General features: G+C 24.9%; 3 protein-coding genes and 1 pseudogene. All 4 read left to right on the top strand.

Going from position 1 to position 2,227, the window contains the following annotated elements; genetic code table 11:
- Positions 1-209 (top strand): annotated as a pseudogene (locus tag AC30RD_RS08585) (diheme cytochrome c); the annotation flags it as partial.
- A 40-nt stretch (positions 210-249) separates the two neighbouring features.
- Entirely contained in the window at positions 250-1,320 is a 1,071-nt protein-coding gene (locus AC30RD_RS08590; RefSeq protein ID WP_489494090.1) for a cytochrome b/b6 domain-containing protein, read from the top strand.
- Positions 1,317-1,703, top strand: a complete 387-nt coding sequence (locus AC30RD_RS08595; protein WP_489494088.1) for a Spy/CpxP family protein refolding chaperone — start codon at positions 1,317-1,319, stop codon at positions 1,701-1,703. Before AC30RD_RS08590 ends, AC30RD_RS08595 begins: the two co-directional genes overlap by 4 nt.
- Positions 1,696-2,227, top strand: a 532-nt coding sequence (locus tag AC30RD_RS08600; RefSeq protein ID WP_489494089.1) for a response regulator transcription factor, incomplete at its 3' end; no start/stop codon positions are given. The genes AC30RD_RS08595 and AC30RD_RS08600, both read left to right, overlap by 8 nt.

Raw genomic sequence — 2,227 nt, forward strand, 5'->3', positions numbered from 1 at the left:
TTGAGAGTATCCCAAATTATAAAACTCCGTTAAAAATATCAGAAATTCCATATTTTATAAAAGAGCATAGAAAAATACCAAAAAAATATATAACTCAAAAAGAAGTTAGAGGCTTTTATAATTGCAATGCTTGTCATACAAAAGCAGAGCAAGGAAATTATAGTGAAAGAAATTTAAAAATACCAAATTATAAAAGATGGGATGATTAAAAGGATAACAATGAGCTATATTTGGACACTGCCAACATGAATTTTTCACTGGAGCTTGGTTTTATTGATAGCTTTAGCTTTTATAAGTAGCGAGAGTGAAAGATTGCTTATTTTTCACGGTGCTATTGGTTATGCGGTTGGAGTTTTGATATTTTTTAGGATAGTTTGGGGATTTGTAGGACCAAAATATTCTAAATGGACTGATTTTAATTTTAATATTAAAAAAGCTATCATTTTTGGCTTAAATATTTTTATAAATCAAAAAAAATATTTAGGCCATAATATGGCCGCTTCACTTGTTATGGTAAGTTTGATAGTAGTTGTTTTTTTTACTGTTTTTAGTGGAATTTTAACTTTTGGCGTGCAAGAAGGAAGAGGTGTTTTTAGTTTTTTAAATGATACTTTTTTTAAAGATATGGAAGCTTTTAAAAAGCTGCACGAGTTTTTTGCAAATTTAATATTAGTATTAATTGCTATTCATTTAGGCGGTGTATTTATAGAGAACTTACTTCATAAAAATGATAAGGTATTAACCTCTATAATAAACGGATATAAAAATTTTGGTAATGAAAAAGTAACTTTAAATATTTTTCAAAAAATTATTGCTATCATATTTTTTATATGTGTGGTTTTAGTTTTTATTTATGCAACTTATGAAAAATCTATCTTGACAAAACCAAAATTTAGCAAGATTGATTATAATGAAAAAAACCCGCTTTTTGCAAATGAGTGCGGAAGTTGTCATATGATATATCCTCCTCAAACTCTACCTAAAAAATCTTGGCAAAAAATGATGGCAAATTTAGATAACCATTTTGGAGATGATGCTTCGCTTGAAGATGAGGATAATCAAAAAATACTATCTTATCTTTTAAAAAATAGTAGTGAAAATTCTAAAAAAGAATACTCTGTTTATTTATTAAAAAGTATGAAAAAAGATGATACAATAAGTATAACAGAAATTCCTTATTGGAAATATAAACACAAAAATATAAAAAAAGAGGTTTTTAAAAACCCTAAAATAAAATCAAAATCAAATTGCAAAGCTTGTCATAGCGATATTGAGCAAGGATTAATTGAAGACAAAAATATTAAAATGGAGTTATTATGAGATTTATTATAGTTTTATTTTGTGTAATATTTGCATATGCTGATCATTTTGAGTTTGAAGATGAGTATTATGAACATATTCCAAGAGATTTGAGCTTTTTAGAACTTTCAAAAAAACAAAAAAATAAAATTATGGATTTGTTGATTGAATATAGAAAAAAAGCAAAAAAAATCCAAAAATTTGAAAATAAATTAGCAAAAAAGTTAAATCAAAAATTTATAAGCGATAATTTTAGCAAAGATGATTATTATAACCTAATTATTCAATATAAAAAAGAAAAAACAAAAATAGAAGCTGATTTTTTTAAACAAATTCATACTATTTTAAATAAATCCCAAAGAAAAAAGTTTATCTATTTTATTAAGGAGTGGGAGATTGAATAAAGTTTTATTAATCGAAGATGATATATCTTTGCAAGATTTAATAAAAAATTATCTAAAAAATTATAATTTTTTTGTTGAAATTGCAAACAATGCAAAAGAAGCAATTGAGATTTTGAAAAAAAACTATTTTGATATAATTATTTTGGATCTAATGCTCCCGGATATCGATGGTTTTGATTTGTTTAAAAAGTTAAAACAAATTAAAAATTTACCAATAATAATCTCAAGTGCAAGAGGTGATATAGGTAATAAAATAGTTGGATTTGAGCTTGGAGCCGATGATTATTTAGCAAAACCTTATGAGCCAAGAGAATTGGTATTAAGAATTGAAGCGGTTTTAAAAAGAGTAAAAAAAGATATAATAAAAATAGATGATATTCAAATAGATGAGGATAATAGAAGTGTAATAGTAGATGGATATGAGGTTGATTTAACAAAAGTTGAATTTGATTTGCTTTTATATTTGGTAAAAAACAAAGGCAAGGTAATCTCAAGAGAGCAAATCATTAACTATCTATCTTTAA

Source organism: Nitrosophilus sp. (assembly GCF_982775275.1).